The 22953-nt window shown below is 69.0% G+C and carries 21 protein-coding genes; 12 read left to right on the top strand and 9 right to left on the bottom strand.

Going from position 1 to position 22953, the window contains the following annotated elements:
- The 3 genes from B0W88_RS33515 to B0W88_RS07485 all read left to right on the top strand — a co-directional run.
- A partial coding sequence (locus B0W88_RS33515) for a hypothetical protein (protein ID WP_158080819.1) occupies window positions 1-744 on the top strand: 744 nt, incomplete at its 5' end.
- A 2-nt stretch (window positions 745-746) separates the two neighbouring features.
- Window positions 747-1640: a hypothetical protein gene (locus B0W88_RS07490; RefSeq protein ID WP_158080818.1), complete on the top strand. Its 894-nt coding sequence runs from the start codon at window positions 747-749 to the stop codon at window positions 1638-1640.
- Between the two features lie 33 nt (window positions 1641-1673).
- Window positions 1674-2141 (top strand): hypothetical protein, encoded by a 468-nt coding sequence (locus B0W88_RS07485; RefSeq protein WP_077034037.1) that lies wholly within the window; start codon window positions 1674-1676, stop codon window positions 2139-2141.
- 22 nt (window positions 2142-2163) lie between these two features.
- On the opposite strand, the gene B0W88_RS35175 is transcribed toward B0W88_RS07485, so the two are convergent.
- Together B0W88_RS35175 and B0W88_RS35170 are read right to left on the bottom strand one after the other, a co-directional pair.
- Complete coding sequence (locus tag B0W88_RS35175; RefSeq protein WP_077034036.1) at window positions 2164-3717, bottom strand: methyl-accepting chemotaxis protein; 1554 nt, start codon at window positions 3715-3717, stop codon at window positions 2164-2166.
- Window positions 3717-5477, bottom strand: a complete 1761-nt coding sequence (locus B0W88_RS35170) for a methyl-accepting chemotaxis protein (protein ID WP_077034035.1) — start codon at window positions 5475-5477, stop codon at window positions 3717-3719. The genes B0W88_RS35175 and B0W88_RS35170 overlap by 1 nt, the downstream gene beginning before the upstream one ends.
- 189 nt (window positions 5478-5666) lie before the next feature.
- Here B0W88_RS35170 and B0W88_RS07470 point away from each other — a divergent pair, with 189 nt between their 5' ends.
- Window positions 5667-6443, top strand: a complete 777-nt coding sequence (locus B0W88_RS07470) for a type III pantothenate kinase (RefSeq protein WP_077034034.1) — start codon at window positions 5667-5669, stop codon at window positions 6441-6443.
- A gap of 1 nt (window position 6444) precedes the next feature.
- Here the strand turns inward: B0W88_RS07470 and hslU are convergent, their stop codons facing one another.
- From hslU to B0W88_RS07445, 5 genes are all read right to left on the bottom strand, one after another.
- Window positions 6445-7746 carry an ATP-dependent protease ATPase subunit HslU gene (gene hslU, locus B0W88_RS07465; RefSeq protein WP_077034033.1) on the bottom strand — a complete coding sequence of 434 codons (1302 nt, stop codon included), beginning with the start codon at window positions 7744-7746 and terminating at the stop codon, window positions 6445-6447.
- Window positions 7743-8294, bottom strand: a complete 552-nt coding sequence (gene hslV, locus B0W88_RS07460) for an ATP-dependent protease subunit HslV (RefSeq protein WP_077034032.1) — start codon at window positions 8292-8294, stop codon at window positions 7743-7745. Before hslV ends, hslU begins: the two co-directional genes overlap by 4 nt.
- 52 nt (window positions 8295-8346) lie before the next feature.
- Window positions 8347-10347, bottom strand: a complete 2001-nt coding sequence (locus tag B0W88_RS34380) for a hypothetical protein (protein WP_077034031.1) — start codon at window positions 10345-10347, stop codon at window positions 8347-8349.
- 72 nt (window positions 10348-10419) lie between these two features.
- Window positions 10420-11103: an RNA polymerase-binding protein DksA gene (gene dksA / locus B0W88_RS07450; protein WP_077034030.1), complete on the bottom strand. Its 684-nt coding sequence runs from the start codon at window positions 11101-11103 to the stop codon at window positions 10420-10422.
- A 166-nt stretch (window positions 11104-11269) separates the two neighbouring features.
- Window positions 11270-12328: a GTP-binding protein gene (locus B0W88_RS07445; protein WP_077034029.1), complete on the bottom strand. Its 1059-nt coding sequence runs from the start codon at window positions 12326-12328 to the stop codon at window positions 11270-11272.
- A gap of 116 nt (window positions 12329-12444) precedes the next feature.
- Here B0W88_RS07445 and B0W88_RS07440 point away from each other — a divergent pair, with 116 nt between their 5' ends.
- The 7 genes from B0W88_RS07440 to B0W88_RS07410 are packed head-to-tail and all read left to right on the top strand — an operon-like array spanning window position 12445 to window position 20091.
- Entirely contained in the window at window positions 12445-13329 is an 885-nt protein-coding gene (locus tag B0W88_RS07440; RefSeq protein WP_077034028.1) for a transporter associated domain-containing protein, read from the top strand.
- Window positions 13329-14774 (top strand): apolipoprotein N-acyltransferase, encoded by a 1446-nt coding sequence (gene lnt, locus B0W88_RS07435; protein WP_077034027.1) that lies wholly within the window; start codon window positions 13329-13331, stop codon window positions 14772-14774. The genes B0W88_RS07440 and lnt overlap by 1 nt, the downstream gene beginning before the upstream one ends.
- 40 nt (window positions 14775-14814) lie before the next feature.
- Window positions 14815-15735, top strand: a complete 921-nt coding sequence (gene glyQ / locus B0W88_RS07430; protein ID WP_077034026.1) for a glycine--tRNA ligase subunit alpha — start codon at window positions 14815-14817, stop codon at window positions 15733-15735.
- The gene (gene glyS / locus B0W88_RS07425; protein WP_077034025.1) at window positions 15735-17825 is read left to right on the top strand and encodes a glycine--tRNA ligase subunit beta; all 2091 of its coding nucleotides are present in this window, start codon (window positions 15735-15737) and stop codon (window positions 17823-17825) included. Before glyQ ends, glyS begins: the two co-directional genes overlap by 1 nt.
- 21 nt (window positions 17826-17846) lie before the next feature.
- Window positions 17847-18500: a D-glycero-beta-D-manno-heptose 1,7-bisphosphate 7-phosphatase gene (gene gmhB, locus B0W88_RS07420; protein WP_233151646.1), complete on the top strand. Its 654-nt coding sequence runs from the start codon at window positions 17847-17849 to the stop codon at window positions 18498-18500.
- The gene (locus tag B0W88_RS07415) at window positions 18497-19252 is read left to right on the top strand and encodes a 1-acyl-sn-glycerol-3-phosphate acyltransferase (protein WP_233151645.1); all 756 of its coding nucleotides are present in this window, start codon (window positions 18497-18499) and stop codon (window positions 19250-19252) included. The genes gmhB and B0W88_RS07415 overlap by 4 nt, the downstream gene beginning before the upstream one ends.
- A gap of 23 nt (window positions 19253-19275) precedes the next feature.
- Window positions 19276-20091 (top strand): M48 family metallopeptidase, encoded by an 816-nt coding sequence (locus tag B0W88_RS07410; RefSeq protein WP_077034024.1) that lies wholly within the window; start codon window positions 19276-19278, stop codon window positions 20089-20091.
- Between the two features lie 262 nt (window positions 20092-20353).
- Here the strand turns inward: B0W88_RS07410 and B0W88_RS07405 are convergent, their stop codons facing one another.
- On the bottom strand, window positions 20354-21508 hold the full coding sequence (locus B0W88_RS07405; RefSeq protein WP_077034023.1) for an MBL fold metallo-hydrolase: 1155 nt from the start codon (window positions 21506-21508) through the stop codon (window positions 20354-20356).
- A gap of 50 nt (window positions 21509-21558) precedes the next feature.
- Between B0W88_RS07405 and B0W88_RS07400 the strand changes: the two genes are divergently transcribed.
- Window positions 21559-21996 (top strand): MerR family DNA-binding transcriptional regulator, encoded by a 438-nt coding sequence (locus tag B0W88_RS07400; protein ID WP_077034022.1) that lies wholly within the window; start codon window positions 21559-21561, stop codon window positions 21994-21996.
- On the opposite strand, the gene B0W88_RS07395 is transcribed toward B0W88_RS07400, so the two are convergent.
- The gene (locus B0W88_RS07395; protein WP_077034021.1) at window positions 21993-22937 is read right to left on the bottom strand and encodes a LysR family transcriptional regulator; all 945 of its coding nucleotides are present in this window, start codon (window positions 22935-22937) and stop codon (window positions 21993-21995) included. The genes B0W88_RS07400 and B0W88_RS07395 overlap by 4 nt on opposite strands.
- Window positions 22938-22953 lie beyond the last annotated feature (16 nt).

Raw genomic sequence — 22953 nt, 5'->3', positions numbered from 1 at the left:
AAGGACCTGGGCACGGTGTTCCCCGAGCGCGAGCTGCTGGCGCCCGCGGGCAGCGGCAGCTTCGCCTGGAGCGGCCCCGCCTGGGCCTGGACGCAGGCCGCGCCGGCCGGCGCCGACGCGAAGGCGGGCTTGCAGGCCGCCGTCGAGAGCCTCTGGAAGCAGCTCGACAGTCAGGCCGGCAAGCCGCTGGCCGCGGGCGCCGCGGCCTCGATGAAGGCCTCGATGAAGGATTTCGTGCAGGCCAGCGAGCTGCGCGGCCGGCCCTACACCGGGGCCGACGAGCTGCTGCAGGTGGCGGCCGCCCAGGCCCTGCCCGGCGACAAGGCGCCCGAGGCCTTCCTGAAGGACGAGGAGGCGCGCGCCCGTTCGCGCGACGGCCAGCGCGCCCGCGACGACGAGCGCGGCGCCCATCCGCCGGTCGCCCGCCGCGCCGACGGCAGCCTGCCGCCGCGCCTGGCGCTGCGCCCGCTGGCCAGCCTGGGCGAGCTGCGGGTGCAGCTGCTTGCCGGCGGCCGGCTGGCCCGTCTCACCGATGCCGGCGGCGAGCCGGTGATCCAGTTCCAGAGCAACTACCACGACGGCCCGCGCGGCCGCGGCAACACGGTGCGCTACATGGCCGATCCCTGGTTCCGCCGCAATGCCGCCGGCCAGTGGGAACTGGACGCGATCTACCCGACCCAGGCCGCCCACCAGGTGCTGGACAACGCCTGGCCGCAAGAGGTGCTGGAACAGCTCCCCTATTGATGATGAGCGCTCAACGCAACTGGACCGCGGGCGCCGCGCTGGTGCTGGCCGCGGGCCTGCTGTATTGGCTCTTCCTGCTGCGGCCGATGGCGCTGCAGGAAGGTGTGGGCGCCGCCCCGCGGGCGCTGGAGCCGGAGGCGTGGATTGGCCAGGTCTACCCGGCGCGGCTGGTGGTGCTGCAGCCGGCCGAGGAGCGCAAGTCCGGCCCCTGGCCGGAACAGCTGGCGCTGCTGCCGCTGCACACGCCCGGGCGGATGGCGCTGCCCGCGGCGCTGGAGGCCGGCCAGCCGCGCACGCTGCCCCCGCTGTATCCGCCGGGCTATGGCGGGATCGACGCGCCTCTTCTGCCGGCCGCCTGCGCCGCCGCCGCGGCGGCGGTGCCACCCGCGGCCTCCGGGGCCCACTACGTCGCCAACAAGGACTTCGAGGACTACTTCGCCGCCGGCATGCCCGACCACTGCGAGCCCGACCAGGGCCTGCTGGGCTACGAGGCCTCGGTGCCGGTGACGGCCTCGATGCCGGTGCTGGCCGTCGCGGGCCTGCCGCCGCTGCAGGCCGACACCTCGGTGGCCGGCCAGCCGCGGCCGCTGAGCCTGGCCGAGCAGGCGGGCGTGCGGGCCTACCGCGAGGGTTGGCAGGCGGAGTTCCGCAAGGCCTTCGGCAAGGACTACGACGCCGAGCTGAGCCCCACCGGCGCGATCCCCACGCTGGCCGATGCGCAGCAGCTGGCGGTGATGAACGATGCCACCGGCCGGCCGCGGCTGCGCGTCTCGCACTGGGGGAAGACCTCCGTGGCGATGCATCTGACCGAGGTGTTCATCGTCGACCTGCTCGATGACGACGGCAAGGTCCTGCGCAGCTGGCGCTTTGCGCGGGCGCAGGGCGCACTGGGTTGACGGGAACTCGAGGAAAAGGGGGGAGGAGAAACGATGGCGATCAAGAACGATGTGCAGAAGGTGCTGACCGACTTCGACGCGGCCAACGAGAAGCTCAAGGGCAAGGCCTACATCAGCGGTGAAGAACGCACCTGGGAGGACCAGCTCGACTTCATCCTCGAGCGGCCCAAGAACTACCCGAACATCGTCAAGAACTTCCTGGCCAAGTTCAAGGACCTGAAGGACAAGCTGCCTTCCAAGCGCAAGGACCTCGACAAGGACCAGCTCGCCTGGTGGAAGACCGAGATCATGAAGCAGGCCGGCAAGTCGCCGGGCTTTCCGCACATCGGCGGCATGGCCACCGACGTGTCGGTCAAGAACCTCGACGACGCGGGCAAGAAGCTGCTGAAGGAGGCGCTGGAGAAGGCCTCGATCAAGATCCTGATGGAGTACGTCAGCGGCAGCGATTCGCAGTACGACGTCGCCCTGTCCAAGGCCAACGTCTTCCACTGCTACAAGTAACCGTCCGGCGACTTGACGATGTTCAGGTCAGCGTGAAGCGGCTCATCAGGCCGCTGAGCCGCTGCGCCTGTTCCTTCAGCGACTGCGCCGCTGCGGCGCTCTGCTCGACCAGCGCGGCGTTCTGCTGCGTCATCTGATCCAGCTCGCCGACGGCGCCGTTCACGCGGCCGATGCCGCTGCTCTGCTCGCTGGCCGCGGCGCTGATCTCGCCGATGATGTCGGCCACCCGCTGCACCGAGCTGACGATCTCGCTCATCGTGCTGCCGGCGTCGCTGACCAGCACGGTGCCGGCCTCGACCTTGTCCACGCTGGCGCCGATCAGCGCCTTGATCTCGCGCGCCGCCTCGGCGCTGCGCTGGGCCAGCGAGCGCACCTCGCTCGCCACCACCGCGAAGCCGCGGCCCTGCTCGCCGGCGCGTGCCGCCTCGACAGCGGCGTTCAGCGCCAGGATGTTGGTCTGGAAGGCGATGCCGTCGATGGTGCCGATGATGTCGGCGATCTTCTTGCTGGCGCTGTTGATGTCGCCCATCGTGCTGACCACCCGCGACACCACCTCGCCGCCGCGGCCGGCGGTCTCGGCGGCGGTGCCGGCCAGCTGCTTGGCGGTGTTGGCCGATTCGGCGCTCTGGCCGACCACGCCGGTCAACTCGGACATCGAGCTGGCCGTCTGCTGCAGGTTGCTGGCGGTCTGCTCGGTGCGGCTGGACAGGTCGAGGTTGCCGCTGGCCACCTCGCTGCTGGCCACCTGGATGCTCTCCGACGATTCGCGCACCTGGCCGACGATCTCGGCCAGCGCCCCCTGCATCGAGGCCAGCGCGCGCATCATCGCGGCGGCCTCGTCGGCGCCCTGCGCAGCCGGGGCGGCACGCAGGTCGCCGGCGGCGATGCGTTCGGCGAAGCGGCTGGCTTCGTCCATCGGCTCGACGATCGAGCGCGAGACGCGCCAGGCCAGCACCAGCCCCAGCACGCAGCAGACGACGAAGGCGATGATCAGGCCGCCGAAGATGGTCCTGATCACCGAGTCCACCTTCTCGAACACGGTCTGGCTGTTCTTGGCCAGCGTGGCCTCCAGGCCTTCCAGCATCGCGCGGGCGGGGTCGTAGGCGGCATCGCCCTTGCGCATCGCCTCCAGTGCGTCCTTGCCCTCGGCGAAGCCGTTGGAGAGCAGGGTGGCCGCGGCCGGCTCCACCGCCTTGCGGTAGGCCTCGATGCGGGTGCGGAACTCGTCCAGGTTCTTCTTCTGCTCGGGTGCCTTGACGATGGCGGCGAAGTCCGCCATCGACTTGTCCAGGTCCTTCTGCGCCGCGTCCCAGCGTGCCTTGGCCTTCTTCATCTCCTCGTCGTTGAAGATGGACGCGACCATGGTGGCGGTGGCAGCCTGGCTCTCGATCAGCTTGGTGCGGGCGCCGACGGTGATGTTGCTGGTCGGGATCAGCTGGTGGGTGATGCCGAACAGCGCGTTCTGCGCCACGTTGAGGCCGAAGGCGCCGATGCCGACGAGGACGGCCGTCATCAGCAGGATCAGGCCGAAGCCCAGCAGCAACCGGGCCCGGATCCGCAATTGGCGCAGCGACATCAGAACGTCTCCCAGTCGCCATCGGCGGCCGGACTGGCCGCCACCACGGTTGGCGCGCCGGGACGGGCTGCAGGAAGCGGGCCAGGGGCGGGCTTGGCGCGGACGGCGGGCTTGGCGGGCGTCCTTGCGATCGGCTTGGCGGCGACGGGTCTTGGCGCGGCCGCGGCGATGGCCGGTTTCGGCGCCGGAGCAGGGGCCCGCGCCGGCGCCACGGCCATCGCGCCGCGCAGCTTGAAGCCGCTGACCAGCCCGGCCAGCTTGCGCGCCTGCTCGCGCAGCGATTCGGCCGCGGCGGCGCTCTGCTCGACCAGCGCGGCGTTCTGCTGCGTCATCTGGTCCAGCTGGCCGACGGCGCCGTTCACGCTGCCGATGCCCTCGCTCTGCTCGACCGCGCTGGCGCGGATCTCGCCGATGATGTCGCTGACCCGGCCCACGCTGGCCACGATCTCGCCCATCGTGCTGCCGGCGTCCTGCACCAGGCGGGCGCCGGTCTCGACCTTGTCCACGCTGGTGCCGATCAGTGCCTTGATCTCGCGCGCCGCCTCGGCCGAGCGCTGGGCCAGCGAGCGCACCTCGCCGGCCACCACCGCGAAGCCGCGGCCCTGCTCGCCGGCGCGGGCGGCCTCCACCGCGGCGTTCAGGGCGAGGATGTTGGTCTGGAAGGCGATGCCGTCGATGACGCCGATGATGTCGGCGATCTTCTTCGAGCTCGCGTTGATCTCGTCCATGGTGGAGACCACCTGGCCCACCACCTCGCCGCCGCGCTGCGCCACCTCGGCAGCGGTGCTGGCCAGCTGGTTGGCGGTGGCGGCGTTGTCGGCGCTGTGGCGCACGGTGCCGGTCAGCTGGGTCATCGAGCTGGCCGTGGTCTGCAGGTTGGAGGCGGTCTGCTCGGTGCGCTGCGAGAGATCCTGGTTGCCGCTGGCGATCTCGGAGCTGGCGGTCTGGATGCTGTCGGCACTGTGGCGCACTTCACCGACCACGCGGTTCAGCGCATCCTGCATCGAGGCGAGGGCCCGCTGCACGCCGCCGATCTCGTCGCTGCGGGTGGTGTCGATGGGGGCGCTCAGGTCGCCGTCGCCGATACGCTGGGCCTGGGTCGCCAGGTCGGCCAGCGGGGTGCTGATCGCACGCACCAGCAGCAGCGTGCCGAAGGCCATGCAGCCGACGATCACGACCATCAGCCCGCCGGACATCCAGACCGTGCGCATGCGCTCGGCACCGGCCTCCACGCGCAGCGTGTCGGAGCGGGTCTTCTGCAGGTTGACGAAGTCCTGCTGTGCGTCGAGATAAGTCGTTATGGCCGGCAGCATGCGCTCCTTCAGCGCGGCCGAGGCGGCGGCGGCATCGCCGCCGGCCTTGAGCTTGGTGACCTCGCCGCGCACGGCGATGTAGGCGGCCCGGGTGCTGGCGATCTTGGCCATCGCGGCCTTCTCGGCCTCGCTGTCGGCCATCGCCTCGATCTGTTTCTGGATCTCGGAGATGCGCGCCGTGGTGGCCTCGATCTCCGGCTTGAAGGTCTGCGCCACGGCGGCATCGGTGCTGAGGATGCCGGCGGCCGCGCGAGCCGCATTGGTCTCGGTGAGGCCGCGCCAGCGCAGGGCCAGCTCGAACTTGCTCTGCTGTTCCTCCTGCTGGGCCTGCGCCTTCTCGAGCAGGCCGCGGGTGCGTATCGCGGAGCCCGCGGTCATCAGGACCACGATGACGGCGAGTGCGAGCACGGGGAGCCAGAGCTTGGCGGCGATGGTGAGTGTTTTCATGGTTGTCGTCGCTTGTGCGGGTCGTGCGCCGGCCCGTGTCCACCCGCCGTCGGTCGCTGCCGGGCGGGACCTCGTACTCCATCTTCTCCATCTTCAGTATCGGCCGGGTCTGCCCCAAATTGAAGCGCCGATGACGCTGACGGATGCTGTTAGGCTGGCAAAGTTGTCAAAAAACTCCATTGCATTTCCATGAGCTTCCTGGCCATCGACATCGGCAATACCCGCCTCAAGTGGGCCCAGTACGCCTCGCCTCAGCCTGGTGCAGCGGTGCTGGCCCACGGTGCGGTGTTCCTGGAGAACATCGATCAACTGGCTGAAGGCGACTGGAAGGGCCTGGCGCCGCCGCACAGCGTGCTCGGCTGCAACGTCGCCGGCGATGCGGTGCGCCGCCGCGTCGAGGAGCAGCTGGAGCTGTGGGACATCCCGCCGCGCTGGGTCGTCTCGGCGGCTTCAGGCGGCGGCGTGACCAACGGCTACGACCACCCTTCGCGCCTCGGTGCGGATCGTTTCATCGCCCACATCGGCGCGCGCTGGCACGTGCTGCAGCGCGGCGGCGAAGAACCGCGGGCCTGCCTGGTGGTGATGATCGGCACCGCGGTGACGGTGGACGCCATCGATGCGGACGGCCACTTCCTCGGCGGGCTGATCCTGCCCGGCCACGGCATCATGCTGCGCGCACTGGAAGGCGGCACGGCCGGCCTGCGCGTGCCCACCGGCGAGGTGCGCGAGTTCCCGACCAACACCTCGGACGCGCTGACCAGCGGCGGCAACTACGCGATCACCGGCGCCATCGAGCGCATGCACCGCCACCTGAAGCAGCGCGCCGGCCACGAGCCGCTGACGCTGATGACCGGCGGCGCGGGCTGGAAGGTGTCACCGGCGCTGGACGGGGTCGAGCACGAGCTGATCGAGCCGCTGCTGTTCGACGGCTTGCTGGCGCTGCAGTCGCACCGGCTGGCGCTCTGAACTACAGGATGAAGCGCGACAGGTCTTCGTTCTTGGCCAGCTCGCCCAGCTTGGCATCCACCTCGGCCTCGCCGATGGCCAGCGACTGGCCGCCGAGATTCGGTGCGTCGAAGCTGATCTGGTCCAGCAGCCGCTCCATCACCGTCGCCAGGCGGCGCGCGCCGATGTTCTCGGTGCGCTCGTTCACTTCGTAGGCGATCTGGGCCAGGCGGCGGATGCCGTCGGGCTGGATGGCCAGCGTGACGCCCTCGGTGGCCAGCAGCGCCTGGTACTGCTTGACCAGGCTGGCGTGGGTGCTGGAGAGGATGGCTTCGAAGTCGTCCACCGACAGCGAGTCCAGCTCCACCCGGATCGGGAAGCGGCCCTGCAGCTCGGGGATCAGGTCGCTGGGCTTGCTGAGGTGGAAGGCGCCCGAGGCGATGAAGAGGATGTGGTCGGTCTTCACCATGCCGTACTTGGTGTTGACCGTCGTGCCCTCCACCAGCGGCAGCAGGTCGCGCTGCACGCCCTGGCGCGACACGTCGGCGCCGCCGTGCTCGGCGCGGCTGGCGACCTTGTCGATCTCGTCGATGAAGACGATGCCCATCTCCTGCGCGGCATTGAGGGCCGCCGTCTTGATGTCGTCCTCGTTGAGCAGCTTGGCGGCTTCCTCCTCGACCAGCAGCTTCAGCGCCTCGCCGAGCTTCAGCTTGCGCGCCTTGCGCTTGTTGCCGCCGAGGTTGGCGAACATGCCCTTGAGCTGCTCGGCCATCTCCTCCATGCCCTGGGGGCCGAGGATCTCCATCGAGGGCTTGGCCTCCAGCAGCTCGACCTCGATCTCCTTGTCGTCCAGCGCGCCTTCGCGCAGGCGCTTGCGCATCGCCTGGCGGGTCGTGTTGTCGGCATCGGAGCCGGGCACCAGGATGTCGAGCACGCGCTCCTCGGCGGCGTCCTCGGCGCGGGTGCGCTGCTGGCGCATCTGCACCTCGCGCTCCTGCTTGACGGCCATCTCGACCAGGTCGCGCACGATCGAGTCCACGTCCTTGCCGACGTAGCCGACCTCGGTGAACTTCGTCGCCTCCACCTTGATGAAGGGCGCGCCCGACAGCTTGGCCAGGCGGCGCGCGATCTCGGTCTTGCCGACGCCGGTGGGGCCGATCATCAGGATGTTCTTCGGCGTGATCTCGCCGCGCAGCTTTTCATCGACGCGCTGGCGGCGCCAGCGGTTGCGCATCGCGATGGCGACGGCACGCTTGGCCTTGTTCTGGCCGACGATGTGGCGGTCCAGCTCGGAGACGATTTCCTGCGGCGTCATCGAGCTCATTCCAGCACCTCGATCGTGTGGTTCAGGTTGGTGTAGATGCAGATCTCGCCGGCGATCACCAGCGACTGCTTGACGATGTCCTGCGCGGACAGCTCGCTGTGGGTCAGCAGCGCCTTGGCGGCGGCCTGGGCATAGGCCCCGCCGGAGCCGATCGCCACGATGCCCTGCTCGGGCTCCAGCACGTCGCCGTTGCCGGTGATGATCAGCGAGGCGGTCCGGTCGGCCACGGCCAGCATCGCTTCCAGGCGGCGCAGCACGCGGTCGGTGCGCCAGTCGCGGGTCAGCTCGACGGCGGCGCGCACCAGGTGGCCCTGGTGCTTCTCCAGCTTGGCCTCGAAGCGCTCGAACAGCGTGAAGGCATCGGCGGTGGCGCCGGCAAAGCCGGCCAGCACCTTGTCGTGGTAGAGCTTGCGCACCTTGCGCGCGCTGGCCTTGACGACGATGGTGCCCAGGGTGACCTGGCCATCGCCGCCGATGGCGACCTGATTGCCACGGCGCACGCTGACGATCGTCGTGCCGTGGTAGACGGGGGATTGGTTCGAGTCCATAGACTTCCTGGATTGGGGCGGAGCCCCGCATTTCAACGACGGGATCGTCGTTTCAGACCTGGCGGATCTTGACGCGGGCCTGCTCGTTGATGCCCATCGCGCCGAAGAAGAGCGCCACGAGGCGGTGCGCCTCGCTGAACACGACGGTGCGGTTCTCCCCGCGGCGCGCCAGCACCCAGTTCAGCAGGTCGCCGGCGGCCATGAAGTCCAGCCGGATCAGCTTGGTGCAGACCACGGTGACGATCGGCGCGGCGCCGATCTCGCCGGTCATCAGGCGCAGGGTCTCGGAGATGTCGCCGCTCAGCTGGCCGCTGAGTTCCAGCTCGACGGTGGTGGGCAGCTGGGTGGCCTCGCTGATCTGCGATTCCATGAAGCTGGTGGACGGCGATTCGGTGGCCGGCACGGTGCTGGGGGAGGGCGAGCTGCTGGTCGACAGGCCCTGGCCGCTGACGCGCACGCGGCACTTGGCCCGCTCCCAGGACGGGGGCGAGACCTCGTAGGTCACGCAGTAGTCGATCGCGGTTTCGTCGAACTGGTCGGGCCGGTTGACCAGGCGCAGCGCCTCCAGGCGCAGCATCCACAGCGCCGGGTCCACGTCGCGCACGGCGACCGGCGCCAGGTCCTTGAGCAGTTGCAGGAAGCGGTCGCCGGCCAGCCAGCGCATGTCGATCTGCTGCTCGGCCCAGATGCGGAACAGCTGGCGCAGCGCCTCGCAGGCCTCGATGTCCAGCTGGCGCAGCGGTGCCCAGTCCAGCACCCAGGGCATGGGCATGTTCTCGCAGCGGGTCTGCAGCTGCTTGACCGACTCGACCTGCAGGAACTCGGGCGCGGTCCAGGCGACGCCGCCGGCCGAGCCCATTGGCTTGCGCACGCTCTTGACCGCATCGGCCACCAGCTTGGGCATCGAGAACCACTGCGGTGCAGACAGGCCGAACTGCTGGGCATATTCCAGCGCCAGCGCCTCGAACTTGGCCTGCACGCCGGTGGCGCGGTAGTGGTCGAACAGGACCAGCCAGGTCTCGCCGTGGAAGTTGCGCGCGCCGCCCTTGCGCACCAGCTCGACCAGGATCCGCTCGCTGGTCTCGTAGTCGGCGTTGGCGAAGGCGATGACGGCCTCGTCCAGCTCCGGGTCGTGGACCATCTCGCTGAGGTCGGAGGCGACGTGCTTCTCCACGGCGCTGAAGCTCAGCGACAGGTCGTCGGGCGTCATGTCCAGCGGCGGCAGGTCCTCGGTCAGCGAGGCGGGCAGCACGCTGGCGGCCTTGGCGTCGGACAGCGGGGACATGCCGGTGCCCATCGTCACGTGGGCCGGCGGCGGGCTGGCTTCCAGGCGCTCGCGCTCCTCGCGCGACACGTACTCGCTGACCCGCGGATGACCGCTGCCGCCGTTGCGGCCGCCGGAGGGCGCGAAGGAGGGCAGCGGGCTGCTGGTCGGCGTCCTGGAGAAATTGGCGAAGGTCGAGGGTTCCGGCGACTGGACCGGCGGGGCGAACGGGGGCGACTGAGGTGCCGAATAGGGCGGCGTATACGGCTGGGGATCCGACGGCGTGGAGGTCGTCAGCGGCATCGGCTCGGTCTTCTGCATCGAGGCGTCGATGGCCTCGGGCGTCGGGCCGGCGAAGTGCACCGGCCGCGTCGTCGTCTCGAAGAAGCCAGAGCTGTGCTGGTTCTGCGCGTGGGTGGAGGAGAACTTCTCGCCCACCATCTGCTGCTCGATCGCGTCGATCTTGTCCTTAACGCGCGGATCGATCTTGGAATTTAGCCCGCTGTCGCTGCGCTCCACTTCCTCCAGCCGCGACGGCGAGGAGCCCAGCGCTGCCAGCTGCTCGGGCGTGAGGCCTTCGCGGCGGATGCGGCGCAGCATGTCGAGCTCGCGCTTGCGCACGAAGTCGTTGCGCCGCTTGCGCTCCACCATGGCGCGCACCTCGGCCTTCTTCAGGTCGCTCTCGGGATCATCCTGGCGGGAGTTGATCTCGGACCAGTCGGTCGTCGGGTTGGCGACGAAGCGGGCGACCTTGCGGAAGAAACTCTCGCCGTCCTTCGGATCGCTCATGCGCTGGCTTTGCTCGTTAGGTGCGTCGTGTGAAGAGGGAGGGGCGCGGCGGCTCGCTTGCTGCTTGCCCGCTCAGTCGCCGAACATCTTCTGCTTGAGCTCGCGGCGCTGCTGCGCTTCCAGCGACAGGTTGGCGGTCGGGCGGGCAATGAGGCGGCCCAGGCCGATCGGCTCGCCGGTCTCGTCGCAGTAGCCGTAGTCGCCGCTGTCCAGGCGGGCCAGCGACTGCATGATCTTCTTCAGCAGCTTGCGCTCGCGGTCGCGGGTGCGCAGCTCCAGCGCGTGCTCTTCCTCGATGGTGGCGCGGTCGGCCGGGTCGGGGACGATGGAGGTGTCCTCGCGCAGGTGCTCGGTCGTCTCGCCGGCGTTGGAGAGGACGCCTTCCTTCAGCTCGGTGAGCTTGCGGCGGAAGAACTCGATCTGCTTGGCGTTCATGTACTCCGAGTCCGGCATGGACAGGACTTCGGCGTCGCTGAGTTCATGGCCGGCCTTGGTCTTCCAGGCATTGGCCAGCTTGGGGTCGGCCTTGGAGGCGGTGCGGGGGCTTTCGATCACGGGGCTGTCTGTTTGGCGGGTGGGCGGCTTCGGCGGCGCAAAGCGGTCGGCGAAGCGGCTGCTGCCCTGGGTTGGCGGATGGGGGTCGAGCGTGGCGACGGCGGCGGACGAATCCACCGCCTCGGCTTTCGCCTTGGTCGCCTTCGGTGCCTTCGGGGCGGCCGTCGGGGCTGCGGTCTTCGATGCCGGTGTCTTGTTCACGTTTCGCTCCTCGCTAGGCAGTTTGTGGTCTCTGCTCTAGATATTGCTACGGGTCCACCTGGGTCCACCTGGGGCGGAAGGCCCTCTCGGGCGCGGCGGATTGTAGCCACGTTGTGCAACCCGCCAATCCCCGGCCTCGGCGGCCCCTCGGCACCTACGGCAAAACCTATGCCAGGCAGCCTTCCAGGCCTTGCATCAGGATCTCCTTGGGCAGGTCGATGCCGATGAAAACCATTTTGCTCGTCTTCGTCTCGCCAGGCATCCACTTCGGGCCCAGATCGGACCCCATCAGCTGGTGCACGCCCTGGAAGATCACCTTCTTGTCCGTGCCCTTCATGTTCAGCACGCCCTTGTAGCGCAGCATCTTGGGGCCGTAGACCTGCACGATCGCGCCCAGGAAGTCTTCCAGCTTGACCGGGTTGAAGGGGCGGTCGGACTTGAAGACGAAGGACTTCACGTCGTCGTCATGGGCATGGTGGTGCGGGTGGTCGCAGTGTTCGCCGTGCTCATGATCGTGGTCATGATGGTGGTGGTCATGATCGTGGTCGTGGTCGTCGGCCTTCAGGAAGTCCGGGTCGATCTCGAGCTTGGCATTCAGGTTGAAGCCGCGCAGGTCGAAGACCTTGGCCAGTTCGACTTCGCCGAAGTGGGCCGTCTGCACCGGCGCCCGCGGGTTCATGTGCTTGATCCGGTGGGTCAGCTCGGAAATGGCGTTAGCGTCCACCAGGTCGGCCTTGCTGATGAAGATCTGGTCGGCGAAGCCCACCTGCCGGCGCGCCTCCTGGCGGGTGTTCAGCTGATCCTCGGCGTGCTTGGCGTCGACCAGCGTGAGGATCGAGTCGAGCAGGAAGCTCTCGGCCACCTCGTCGTCCATGAAGAAGGTCTGCGCCACCGGGCCGGGGTCGGCCAGGCCGGTGGTCTCGATGATGACCCGCTCGAAGTCCAGTTCGCCCTTGCGGCGCTTGGCGGCCAGGTCGGCCAGCGTGGTGCGCAGGTCCTCGCGGATCGTGCAGCAGACGCAGCCGTTGTTCATCTGGATGATCTGTTCCTTGGTCTCGGTCACGAGGATCGAGGTGTCGATGTCCTCCTCGCCGAACTCGTTCTCGATGATGGCGATCTTCTGGCCGTGGGCCTCGTGCAGCACGCGCTTGAGCAGGGTGGTCTTGCCCGAGCCGAGGAAGCCGGTCAGGATGGTGGCGGGGATGAGGCCGGGAGTGGAGGACATGATGCGGGACCGGAAATGCAGAGCACCCCAGATGGGGACGATTGACTTTGTTGCAAGGGGAGGCGTCGTGTCAATCGGTTATTCTTCAAGCCATATCAACCACGACACGCAGCCCAGTGTCAGAACCTCAGTCTAGCCGGCCCCCGTCGCGCGGGGGCCAGAAATCGCCCGCCGTGCAGGCGCGCAGCCTCTTGAACCGCTTGTGGGAATTCGTCCATCCCGGACCGGACTCCAAGCGCGAACTGATCCAGACGCTCACCGAAGCGGAAGAGCGCGAAGTCATCGAACCCGAATCGCTGCAGATGCTCGAGGGCGTGCTGCGCATGGCGGAGCTCAGCGCCGGCGACGTGATGGTCGCCGCGCCGCGCATGGACCTGCTGGACATCGAGGCGCCCTACGAGGAACTGCTGAACCTGGTGATCGACACCGGCCACTCCCGCTTCCCGGTGTTCGAGGGCCAGAAGGAAAACATCATCGGCATCCTGCTGGCCAAGGACCTGCTGAAGATCCAGCGCGCGCCGGAGCTGAATCTGCGCGCGCTGCTGCGCCCGGTGGTCTTCGTGCCCGAAAGCAAGGAGCTCAACGAGCTGCTGCGCGACTTCCGCTCCAACCGCAGCCACCTGGCCGTCGTGATCGACGAGTTCGGCAATATGGCCGGGCTGATCACGATCGAGGACGTGCTGGAGGAGATCGTCGGCGAGATCGAGGACGAGTTCGACGACAAGGGCAGCAGCAGCGACAAGAGCATCTACACGCTGGCCGACGGCAGCCAGCGCGTCGCCGGCGACGCCAGCATCGCCGACGTCAACGAGGCCTTCGGCGCCAGCTTCGGGCAGGACGAATTCGACACCATCGGCGGCCTGGTCGCCCACGAGCACGGCCGCGTGCCGCGCCGCGGCGAGGCGGTCGAGATCGACGGCCTGCGCTTCGCGGTGATGCTGACCCGCGGCGGCGCCGTGCGCTGGTTCAAGGTCACGCGCAGCCAGCAGCCGGACGGCTGATGCGCTCGAAATGGGCGTTAGCGCTGGCCTGCGCGGCCGGTGTGGTGCATACGGCTGCCTTCGCACCGACCTTCCTCTGGTGGCTGCAGATCCTGGCGCTGGCGGGGCTGTTCGCGCTGGCCTGGGAGGCCCGGCCGCGCCGGGCTGCGCTGCTCGGCGGCGCCTTCGGCCTGGGCTGGCTGGCTTCGGGCCTGTGGTGGCTGTACATCAGCATGCACGACTTCGGCGGCATTCCGGCGCCGCTGGCGGTGCTGGCGGTGGTGCTGCTGGCGCTGTTCCTGTGCCTGTACTACGCCGGCGCGATGGCGCTGGCGGCCCTGTTCAGCGGCACCCTGCGCGTGCCCGTCTTCGCCGCTGCCTGGCTGCTGGCCGAACTGGCGCGCGCCACCTGGTTCAGCGGCTTTCCCTGGCTGGCCAGCGGCTATGCGCACACGGTCGGCCCGCTGTCGGCGTGGGCGCCATGGATCGGGGTCTATGGCATCGCGGCGCTGGCGGCGGCCTGCGCGGCGGCCCTGGCCTCGCGGTCCTGGCGAGCGGTGGTGGCCATGGTGGTGGTGGTCGGCGCGGGCGCGGCGCTGCCCGATGAGTTCACCCGCAGTTCCGGCCACCTGCGCGTCTCGCTGCTGCAGCCCAATGTCCGGCAGGACGAGAAGTTCGATCGCGACCTGATCGAAGGCAACCTTGAACGCCTGGCGCAGCAGATCGAGGCGGCGCGCGGGCAACTGGTCGTCACGCCGGAGTCGGTGGCGCCGCTGCCGCTGGAGTTCCTGGAGCCGGCCTATGTGCAGCGCCTGCAGCGCGCGGCGCAGCAGCGCCCGCTGCTGCTGGGTACCTTCCTGGGCAACGAGCGCGAGGGCTACGTCAACTCGATGCTGGCCTTCGGCACCGCGCAACCCTACGACTACGGCAAGCGCCACCTGCTGCCCTTCGGCGAGTTCGTGCCGACGGGCTTCCGCTGGTTCGTCGATGCGATGGGCATCCCGATGCAGGATCAGGCCCGCGGCCGCACCCAGGCGCCGCTGGTGCTCGAAGGCCAGCGCCTGCGGCCGCTGATCTGCTACGAGGATCTGTTCGGCGAGGACTTCGTGGACAGCATGGTCGGCCCGGATGCGGCGACCGTGCTGGTCAATACCAGCAACCTGGCCTGGTTCGGCCGCTGGATGATCCAGGACCAGCACCTGCAGTTCTCGCAGATGCGCGCGCTGGAGTTCCAGCGGCCCTTCATCCGCTCGACCAATACCGGCGCCACCGCGGTGCTCGACCATCACGGCCGCGTGACGGCAAGACTTGACCCCCTGGTGCCCGGCATCCTCGAAGCCGAGGTCGAGGGCCGCAGCGGCAGCACGCCCTACGCGCGCTGGCTGGCGGTCTGCGGACTGTGGCCGTTATGGGGGCTGGCCCTCGCGATGCTCGGCCTTGCGGCCTCTCGCAGGCGCGCCCCGTAGAATCGATATTGCTTCATCTAACAATTTTTCACGGCACTTCATGCTGAGCTTCCAGCAAATCATCCTGACCCTGCAAGAGTATTGGTCCAAGCAGGGCTGCGCATTGCTGCAGCCCTACGACATGGAAGTCGGCGCCGGCACCAGCCACACTGCCACCTTCCTGCGCGCGCTGGGGCCCGAGCCCTGGAAGGCCGCCTATGTGCAGCCCAGCCGCCGCCCCAAGGACGGCCGCTATGGCGAGAATCCGAACCGCCTGCAGCACTACTACCAGTACCAGGTCGTGCTGAAGCCCGCGCCCGAGAACATCCTGGAGCTGTACCTCGGTTCGCTGGAAGCGCTGGGCTTCGACCTGAAGAAGAACGACGTGCGCTTCGTCGAGGACGACTGGGAGAACCCGACGCTCGGCTGCTGGGGCCTCGGCTGGGAGGTCTGGCTCAACGGCATGGAAGTGACGCAGTTCACCTACTTCCAGCAGGTCGGCGGCATCGACTGCAAGCCGATCACCGGCGAGATCACCTACGGCCTCGAGCGCCTGGCGATGTACCTGCAGGGCAAGGAGTCGGTCTACGACCTGGTGTTCACCGACGGCCTCAGCTATGGCGACGTGTTCCACCAGAACGAGGTCGAGCAGAGCACCTACAACTTCGAGCACAGCGACGTCGACTTCCTGCTGGGCGCCTTCGCGGCGTACGAGAAGCAGAGCCAGCTGCTGATGAAGGAACAGCTTGCGCTGCCCGCCTACGAGCAGCTGCTGAAGGCCGGCCACACCTTCAACCTGCTGGATGCGCGCGGCGCGATCAGCGTGACCGAGCGTGCTGCCTATATCGGCCGCATCCGCAACTTGGCCCGCGCGGTCGCGCAAAGCTATATGGACAGCCGCGCGCGGCTGGGCTTCCCGATGGCGCCCAAGGCCTGGGCTGACGAAGTGATTGCACAGATCGAGAAGAAGAAGGCCGCGTGATGTCGTCCAACAACCTGCTGATTGAACTCTTCGTCGAGGAACTGCCCCCGAAGGCGCTGAAGAAGCTGGGCGAGAGCTTTGCGTCGCTGATCAGCGGCTCGCTGCAGGCACAAGGCCTCGCCGCGGCCGACGCGGTCGTGACGTCCTTCGCCTCGCCGCGCCGCCTGGCCGTGCACATCGCCGATGTTGCCGCGCAGGCCGCCGACAAGGCCCTGCGTCTAAAGCTGATGCCGGTGGCCGTGGGCCTCGGCGCCGACGGCCAGCCGAGCCCGGCCCTGCTGAAGAAGCTGGCCGCCAGCGGCCTGGCGGCCGACACGCCGCTGGAGCGCGCGCCCGACGGCAAGGCCGAGGCCCTGTTCGCCAACGTGACCCAGCCCGGCGCCAGCCTGGCCCAGGGCCTGCAGCAGGCGCTGGCCGAGATGCTGAAGGCGCTGCCGATCCCGAAGGTGATGAGCTACCAGTTGCAGGACGGCTGGAGCAGCGTCAACTTCGTGCGCCCGGTCCATGGCCTGGTCGCGTTGCACGGCAGCGCGGTCGTGCCGGTCGAACTGCTGGGCCTGAACTCGGGCCGCGAGACCCGCGGCCATCGCTTCGAGGCCGCCGTCGAGACGATCGCCGTCGAGAGCGCCGACAGCTATGCCGCGCAGCTGCGCGAGCAGGGTGCTGTCATCGCCTCTTTCGCCGAACGCCGCGCCGAGATCGTGCGCCAGCTCGCCGAGCGCGCCGGCTCGCTGAAGCCAATCGACGACGAGGCCCTGCTGGACGAAGTGACCGCCCTGGTCGAGCGCCCGAACGTGCTGCTGTGCCAGTTCGAGCGCGAATTCCTGGCCGTGCCGCAGGAGTGCCTGATTCTGACGATGAAGGCCAACCAGAAGTACTTCCCGTTGCTGGACGACGCCGGCAGGCTGACCAACCAGTTCCTGGTCGTCAGCAACATCCGCCCGGCCGACGCCAGCGCGGTGACCGGCGGCAACGAGCGCGTCGTGCGGCCACGCCTGGCCGACGCCAAGTTCTTCTTCGACCAGGACCGCAAGAAGTCGCTGGCCGAACGGGTGCCGGGTCTTGCCAAGGTGGTCTACCACGGCAAGCTGGGCACGCAGGGCGAGCGGGTCGAGCGCGTGCGTGCGATCGCGCGTGCCATCGCCGGCATGCTGGGCAATGCGGCGCTGGCGCAGCAGGCCGACGAAGCCGCCCACCTGGCCAAGGCCGACCTGCTGACCGACATGGTCGGCGAGTTCCCCGAGCTGCAGGGCATCATGGGCGGCTACTACGCGCGCCACGACGGCCTCAGCGAGGCGGTGGCCTTCGCCATCGAGGACCACTACAAGCCCCGCTTCGCCGGTGACGAGCTGCCGCGCAACGAGGCGGGCCTGGTGGTCGCGCTGGCCGACAAGCTGGAGACGCTGGTGGGCCTGTTCGGCATCGGCCAGCTGCCCACCGGCGACAAGGACCCGTTCGCGCTGCGCCGCCATGCGCTGGGCGTCGTGCGCATGCTCTCGGAGCGCGCCGGCACGCTGAGCCTGGATGCGCTGATCGCCGCCGCGCTGCCGGCCTTCGGCGCGCTGATCCAGGACCCGAGCGAAGCCCTGTCCACCTTCATCTACGAGCGCCTGGCCGGCAGCCTGCGCGAGCAGGGCTACAGCGCCCAGCAGGTCGACGCCGTGCTGGCGCTGAAGCCCCAGCGCCTGGCCGACGTGGCCGCGCGGCTGGCGGCGGTGCGCGAGTTCGAGGTGCTGCCCGAGGCGGCTTCGCTGGCCGCGGCCAACAAGCGCATCGGCAACATCCTGAAGAAGAGCGAGCAGGCGGTGGAAGCCCGCATCGACGCCGCGCTGCTGAAGGAGCCCGCCGAGCAGGCGCTCGCCGCCGCGCTCGGCGACGTAACGCCCAAGGCCGACGCACAGTTCAAGGCCGGCCAGTACGCCGCGTCGCTGCGTGAGCTGGCCGCCCTGAAGGCGCCGGTCGATGCCTTCTTCGACGGCGTGATGGTCAATGCCGAGGATGCCGCCCTGCGCGCCAACCGCCTGGGCCTGCTGAAGACGCTGCACGAGGCCATGAACCGCGTCGCCGACCTGGCGCGCCTGGCCAGCTGAGTCAGAAGAAGGAAACCCACGATGCCCACCCGTTCCGATCACGGCCACCACAGCATGAAGCTGGTCATCCTCGGCCGCGACGGAACGCTCAACCACTACCGCGACGACCACGTCAAGTCGGTGGAGGAGCTCGAGCCGCTGCCCGGCGCGCTCGAAGCCGTGGCGCGGCTCAACCACGCCGGCTGGCACACGGTGATGGCCACCAACCAGCCCGGCATCGGCCGCGGCCTGCTGGACATGGCCTCGCTGAACGCCGTGCACATGCGGCTGAACCAGCTGCTGGCCGAGAAGGGCGGGCGGCTCGACGCCGTCTTCTTCTGCCCGCACACGCCTGAAGAAGGCTGCAACTGCCGCAAGCCGCTGCCGGGCCTGATCGAGCAGATCGGCCTGCGCTTCGGCGTGGACCTGTCGACGGTGCACATGGTGGGCGTCTCGTTGCGCGACATCATGACCGCCCGCAACGCCGGCTGCGTGCCTCACCTGATCCGCAGCGAAAAGGAAGGCACGCTGGACGAAACCCAACTGGCCGCGATGCTGGCGCAAGTGCCCGGCACCCAGGTGCATGCCAGCATCAGCGCCTTCGCCGAACACCTGGTCCAGCAGGATCGCCGCGCCAGGGCCGACGCCCGCGGCGAGAAGCTGGCCCCGGACACGTCTCCTGGAGAGTTTTCTTGATCGTTCTTGCTGCGCTGCGTTCAGCGCTTTTCCTTGTCTGGCTGGTCCTGACCGTGATTCCCGTGGCGCTCTGGGTGCTGCTCCAGTCGCTGTTCGTGCGAGGCAATCCGGTGTACTGGAGCTGCGTGTTCTGGCTGCGCCTGGCAGTTCTTGGCGCGCGCTACATCTGCGGCGTGCGCTGGCGCATCCAGGGCGAGGAGAACCTGCCCAGCGCCGCCGACAGGCAGGGCGCCGTGATCCTGCTGTCCAAGCACCAGAGCACCTGGGAGACCTTCGCCTACCCGACGCTGATGTCCCACCCGCTGGCCTATGTCTTCAAGCGCGAGCTGCTCTACATCCCCTTCTTCGGCTGGGCGATGGCGCGGCTGGACATGATCCACATCGACCGCAGCAAGCGCGCCCAGGCCTGGTCCAAGGTGGCGGCGCAGGGCAAGCGGCTGGCGGGCCTCGGCCACTGGGTGATCATGTTCCCCGAGGGCACGCGGATCGCCCGTGGCAAGGCCGGCGAATACAAGACCGGCGGCACGCGGCTGGCGGTCGAGAACGGCGTGCCGGTGGTGCCGATCGCGGCCACCTCGGCGCGCTGCTGGCCGCGCAAGAGCTTCCTGCTGCGGCCCGGCGTCGTCGACATCTCGATCGGCCGGCCGATCAGCCCGCAGGGCCGCGAGCCGCAGGAAATGATGCGCGAAGTGCAGGCCTGGATCGAGGCGGAGATGCGCCGTCTCGACCCAGAAGCCTACGCGCAGGCCTGATCGAGCGAGGACGAAGGACCACGATGCCCAATCGCCTGGCCAACCTGCTGCAGGACAAGCAGCTCGCGCTCTTCGATGCCGAGCCCGCCGTTGCGCCGCCGCCCGACACACTGAACCGGCCCGGCACGCTGCGCGAGACCCGGCTGGGCGAGCACCGCGTGCAGTACGAGCTGAAGCGCGCGCGCCGGCGCAGCATCGGCTTCATCGTCGGTGCCGACGGCTTGCGCGTCAGCGCGCCGCGCTGGCTGCCGCAGGCGGCCATCGACAGTGCGCTCGTCCACAAGTCCGACTGGATCCTGCGCAAGCTGGTCGAGCAGCGCGAGCGCGCGCAGCGCCTGCAGGCCAGCCGCATCGAATGGCGCGACGGCGCGACCATGCCCTATCTCGGCGAGCCGCTGCGGCTAGTGCTGAGGCCGGAGCAGAGCGGCGTCACGCTGGACGAGGAGGGCGGCGCGCTGCTGGTGGGCGGGCTGCCGCAGGCCGCCGCCGAGGAACAGATCCGCGACACCGTCCAGGCCTGGCTGCAGCGCCGCGCCAAGGCCTTCTTCGAGCCCCGCTGCCAGCACTACGCAGCCGAGCTGGGCGTGACGATGAAGCAGCTGCGCCTGAGCTCGGCCCAGACGCGCTGGGGCAGCGCCAGCGCCGACGGCTCCATCCGCCTCCACTGGCGCTTGATCCACTACGCGCCGTCCATCATCGACTACGTCGTCGCCCATGAACTCGCCCATCTGCGCGAGATGAACCACAGCCCGCGCTTCTGGGACCTGGTGCGCTCGGTGATGCCCGATTTCGAGGAGGCTCGTGGCCGCCTCAAGGACGAATCCATCGGGACGGGCTGATTGCATCAGCGCTTATCGGTGAATATTCACCGATCATCTGTGCGAAAAACAGCTCCTACCTTCGGGGGGCTTGGCGCGATAGTGTCAGCCGGGCAAACTTTCGTTTACACGCTGTCACCACGGGCACGCGGGCGCTTCCGGGAGGAGCGCCCCCTTCACGAAGCGGAGCTCGAGCTCCCGAGCATGGAAGGGTCTGGTGCCGACAAGAAGGCAAATGTCCCGCCGTCGTCGAGCTTCACGGGTCGTCGACGGCGGCGATGTTTCAGGCCGCGGCGCTGAAGCGATAGACCCCATCCACCGCATCGCGCTGCCGCGTCAAGCGGCCCGACAGCCACAGCGCGTTCAGGTGCGCCACCGACTCGCCCATCGCGAAGGTCGTTTGGTGCAGGTCCAGCTTGCGGCGGAACAGTACGTCCAGCAGTTCCGCAGCATGGCAGGGCTTGGCGGCGCAGGCGGCGATCACATCGGCCAGGCGGTCGGCATGGTGCTCGCGCAGCTGGTCCACGCGGGCATGCAGGCCGGTGAAGGGCTTGCCGTGGGCGGGCAGCACCAGCGTCTCGGCGGGCAGCGCCAGCATGCGGCCGATCGAGTCCAGATAGAGGGTCAGCGGGTCCGACTCCGGCTCCACGTCGACGACCGAGATGTTGGTGGAGATGCGCGGCAGCACCATGTCGCCGGAGATCAGCAGGGCGGCCTCGGGGCAATGCAGGCTGATGTGCTCGGGCGCGTGCCCGTAGCCGGCGATGCAGTGCCAGGTCTTGCCCCCGATCGCGATCGTGCTGCCGTCCATGATGCGGCGGAAGCTCGCCGGCACCGCCGGCACCATGCTCGGGTAGTAGCTGGCGCGGGCGCGGATCTTGGCCAGGGATTCCTCATCCAGCAGGCCGTGGCTGGCGAAGAAGTCGGCCGCCGCCGAGCCGCCCATGCCTTGCGTGCTCTGGCTGGCGAGGCGGGCGAGGTTGAAGTCGGTGGCGCTCATCCACAGCCGGCATTGCTGGTCTGCCCCCACGCTTGCGGCGTTGGCGCTGCGCTGCCCCCCGAGGGGGCTGGCCGCGCCTTGGGGCGGCCCGGCGGCGCGTCCGCTCCACCTCTCGGTCAGCCAGGCCGCCAGGCCCATGTGGTCCGGGTGGAAGTGCGTGACGATCACGCGCAGCACCGGCAGGCCGTCCAGGTGCTTGGCGAACACCTGCTCCCAGTTCGCCTTCGTCGCGTCGTTGCAGACGCCGCAGTCGACGATGCTCCAGCCCTCGCGACCGTCGATCTCGTCGCGCAGCAGCCACAGGTTGATGTGATCCAGCGCGAAGGGCAGGCCCATGCGAACCCACCTGACGCCCGGCTGCAGTTCGATCACGCCGCCGGGTTCGGGCAGGTCATCGCCCAACGGATAGCTCAGTTCGGATTCGCGCTTGTTGGCCATGGCTTTAGACTTACGTTTACGTTAACGTCATTTCGAGCCACAGTTTAGCCATGAGCACCGAGTCCAGCGCGAAACCGAGCCCCGCCCTGCAGCAGGAACGCCTGTACACGATCACCGAGCTGGCGGCCGAGTTCGACATCACCCCGCGCGCCATCCGCTTCTACGAGGACATGGGCCTGCTGGAGCCGGGCCGCGCCGGCCGCAACCGCGTCTACAGCCACCGCGACCGCACGCGGCTGAAGCTGACGCTGCGGGGCAAGCGCCTGGGCCTGGCGCTGCAGGAGATCAAGCAGCTGGTGGACATGTACGACTCCGAGTCGGACGCCGTGCCCCAGCTGCGCGCCTTCCTTGAGGTGCTGCACAACCACCGCCGCCAGTTGGAGCAGCAGCTCGACGACATCGAGGTCACGCTGGCCGAGATCGGGCAGCATGAGGAGCGCTGCGAGGCGCTGCTGGCCGAGGCGCTGTCTGCGAAAGTAACCGGTTAGGCCGACGGCGCGGGCTTGGAGCAGGGCACCAGCGCAGCTGCCATCGCCTCCAGGAACACCCGTGTGCGCAGCGGCATCAGCTTGCGCTCGGGGAACACCGCCCAGCAGGCGGCCGGCGCCAGGTGCCAGTCGGGCAGCACGCGCACCAGTTCGCCGCGCTGCACGTGTTCCCAGGCGAAATGGTCGCCCACCGCGGTGATGCCCACGCCCGCCACGGCGAAGCGCAGCAGCATGTCCGGCGCGTTGACCAGGATGCGCTGGGCCGGGATGCCGCTCCAGTGCTCGCCCTCGTGGCCTTCGCCGCGGGAGAGGCTCCAGGCCATCGGCTCGCCGGAGCGCGACAGGATCATCAGCCCGCACATCGAGGCCAGCGCCTGCGGCAGCTGCGGCTCGCCGTGCTGGCGCAGGTAGGCGGGCGAGGCATACAGGCCGGTGCTGACCAGCGCCATGCGACGCGCGGCGAGCTGGCTGTCCTGCTGCAGCTCGCCCATGCGCACCGCCAGGTCGAAGCCCTCGGCGATGATGTCCACGCGGCGCGGCGACAGGTCCAGCTCCAGCTGCACCTCCGGGTAGTCCAGCGCGAAGCGGGTCAGCATGCCGCCCAGCGCCTGGTGGGCGAAGTCCGCCGGCATCGTCACGCGCAGGCGGCCGCTGGGCCGCTGCTGGCGCGACAGGGCCAGGCTCAGCGCCGCGTCCACCTCGGCCGAGAGCGCCCGTGCATGCTCCAGGATGCCGGCGCCGAATTCGGTCAGCGTCAGGTGCCGGGTGCTGCGCTGGAGCAGCTTCTCGCCCAGGCGCTCTTCCAGCGCGGCGATGCGGCGCGACACGGTGGACTTGGGCAGCCGCATGCGTTCGGCCGCGCGGCTGAAGCTGCCGGCATCGACGACGCGGGCATAGAGCAGCAGGTCGTCGGCGTCCAGGGAAGGGGATGCGATGCTCATGATTGTTCCGTCAGTG

The sequence above is a fragment of the Pelomonas sp. KK5 genome (assembly GCF_001984095.1).
Lineage (GTDB): Bacteria > Pseudomonadota > Gammaproteobacteria > Burkholderiales > Burkholderiaceae_C > KK5.
This window is presented reverse-complemented; position numbering and strand designations above follow the sequence as displayed.

Bases quoted from the DNA above. Each gene is read 5' to 3' on its own strand.
- B0W88_RS07490 (WP_158080818.1), top strand. From the start codon at position 747: ATGAGCGCTCAACGCAACTGGACCGCGGGCGCCGCGCTGGTGCTGGCC.
- B0W88_RS07485 (WP_077034037.1), top strand. From the start codon at position 1,674: ATGGCGATCAAGAACGATGTGCAGAAGGTGCTGACCGACTTCGACGCG.
- B0W88_RS35175 (WP_077034036.1), bottom strand. From the start codon at position 3,717: ATGTCGCTGCGCCAATTGCGGATCCGGGCCCGGTTGCTGCTGGGCTTC.
- B0W88_RS35170 (WP_077034035.1), bottom strand. From the start codon at position 5,477: ATGAAAACACTCACCATCGCCGCCAAGCTCTGGCTCCCCGTGCTCGCA.
- B0W88_RS07470 (WP_077034034.1), top strand. From the start codon at position 5,667: ATGAGCTTCCTGGCCATCGACATCGGCAATACCCGCCTCAAGTGGGCC.
- hslU (WP_077034033.1), bottom strand. From the start codon at position 7,746: ATGAGCTCGATGACGCCGCAGGAAATCGTCTCCGAGCTGGACCGCCAC.
- hslV (WP_077034032.1), bottom strand. From the start codon at position 8,294: ATGGACTCGAACCAATCCCCCGTCTACCACGGCACGACGATCGTCAGC.
- B0W88_RS34380 (WP_077034031.1), bottom strand. From the start codon at position 10,347: ATGAGCGATCCGAAGGACGGCGAGAGTTTCTTCCGCAAGGTCGCCCGC.
- B0W88_RS07445 (WP_077034029.1), bottom strand. From the start codon at position 12,328: ATGTCCTCCACTCCCGGCCTCATCCCCGCCACCATCCTGACCGGCTTC.
- lnt (WP_077034027.1), top strand. From the start codon at position 13,329: ATGCGCTCGAAATGGGCGTTAGCGCTGGCCTGCGCGGCCGGTGTGGTG.
- glyQ (WP_077034026.1), top strand. From the start codon at position 14,815: ATGCTGAGCTTCCAGCAAATCATCCTGACCCTGCAAGAGTATTGGTCC.
- glyS (WP_077034025.1), top strand. From the start codon at position 15,735: ATGTCGTCCAACAACCTGCTGATTGAACTCTTCGTCGAGGAACTGCCC.
- gmhB (WP_233151646.1), top strand. From the start codon at position 17,847: ATGCCCACCCGTTCCGATCACGGCCACCACAGCATGAAGCTGGTCATC.
- B0W88_RS07410 (WP_077034024.1), top strand. From the start codon at position 19,276: ATGCCCAATCGCCTGGCCAACCTGCTGCAGGACAAGCAGCTCGCGCTC.
- B0W88_RS07405 (WP_077034023.1), bottom strand. From the start codon at position 21,508: ATGGCCAACAAGCGCGAATCCGAACTGAGCTATCCGTTGGGCGATGAC.
- B0W88_RS07400 (WP_077034022.1), top strand. From the start codon at position 21,559: ATGAGCACCGAGTCCAGCGCGAAACCGAGCCCCGCCCTGCAGCAGGAA.
- B0W88_RS07395 (WP_077034021.1), bottom strand. From the start codon at position 22,937: ATGAGCATCGCATCCCCTTCCCTGGACGCCGACGACCTGCTGCTCTAT.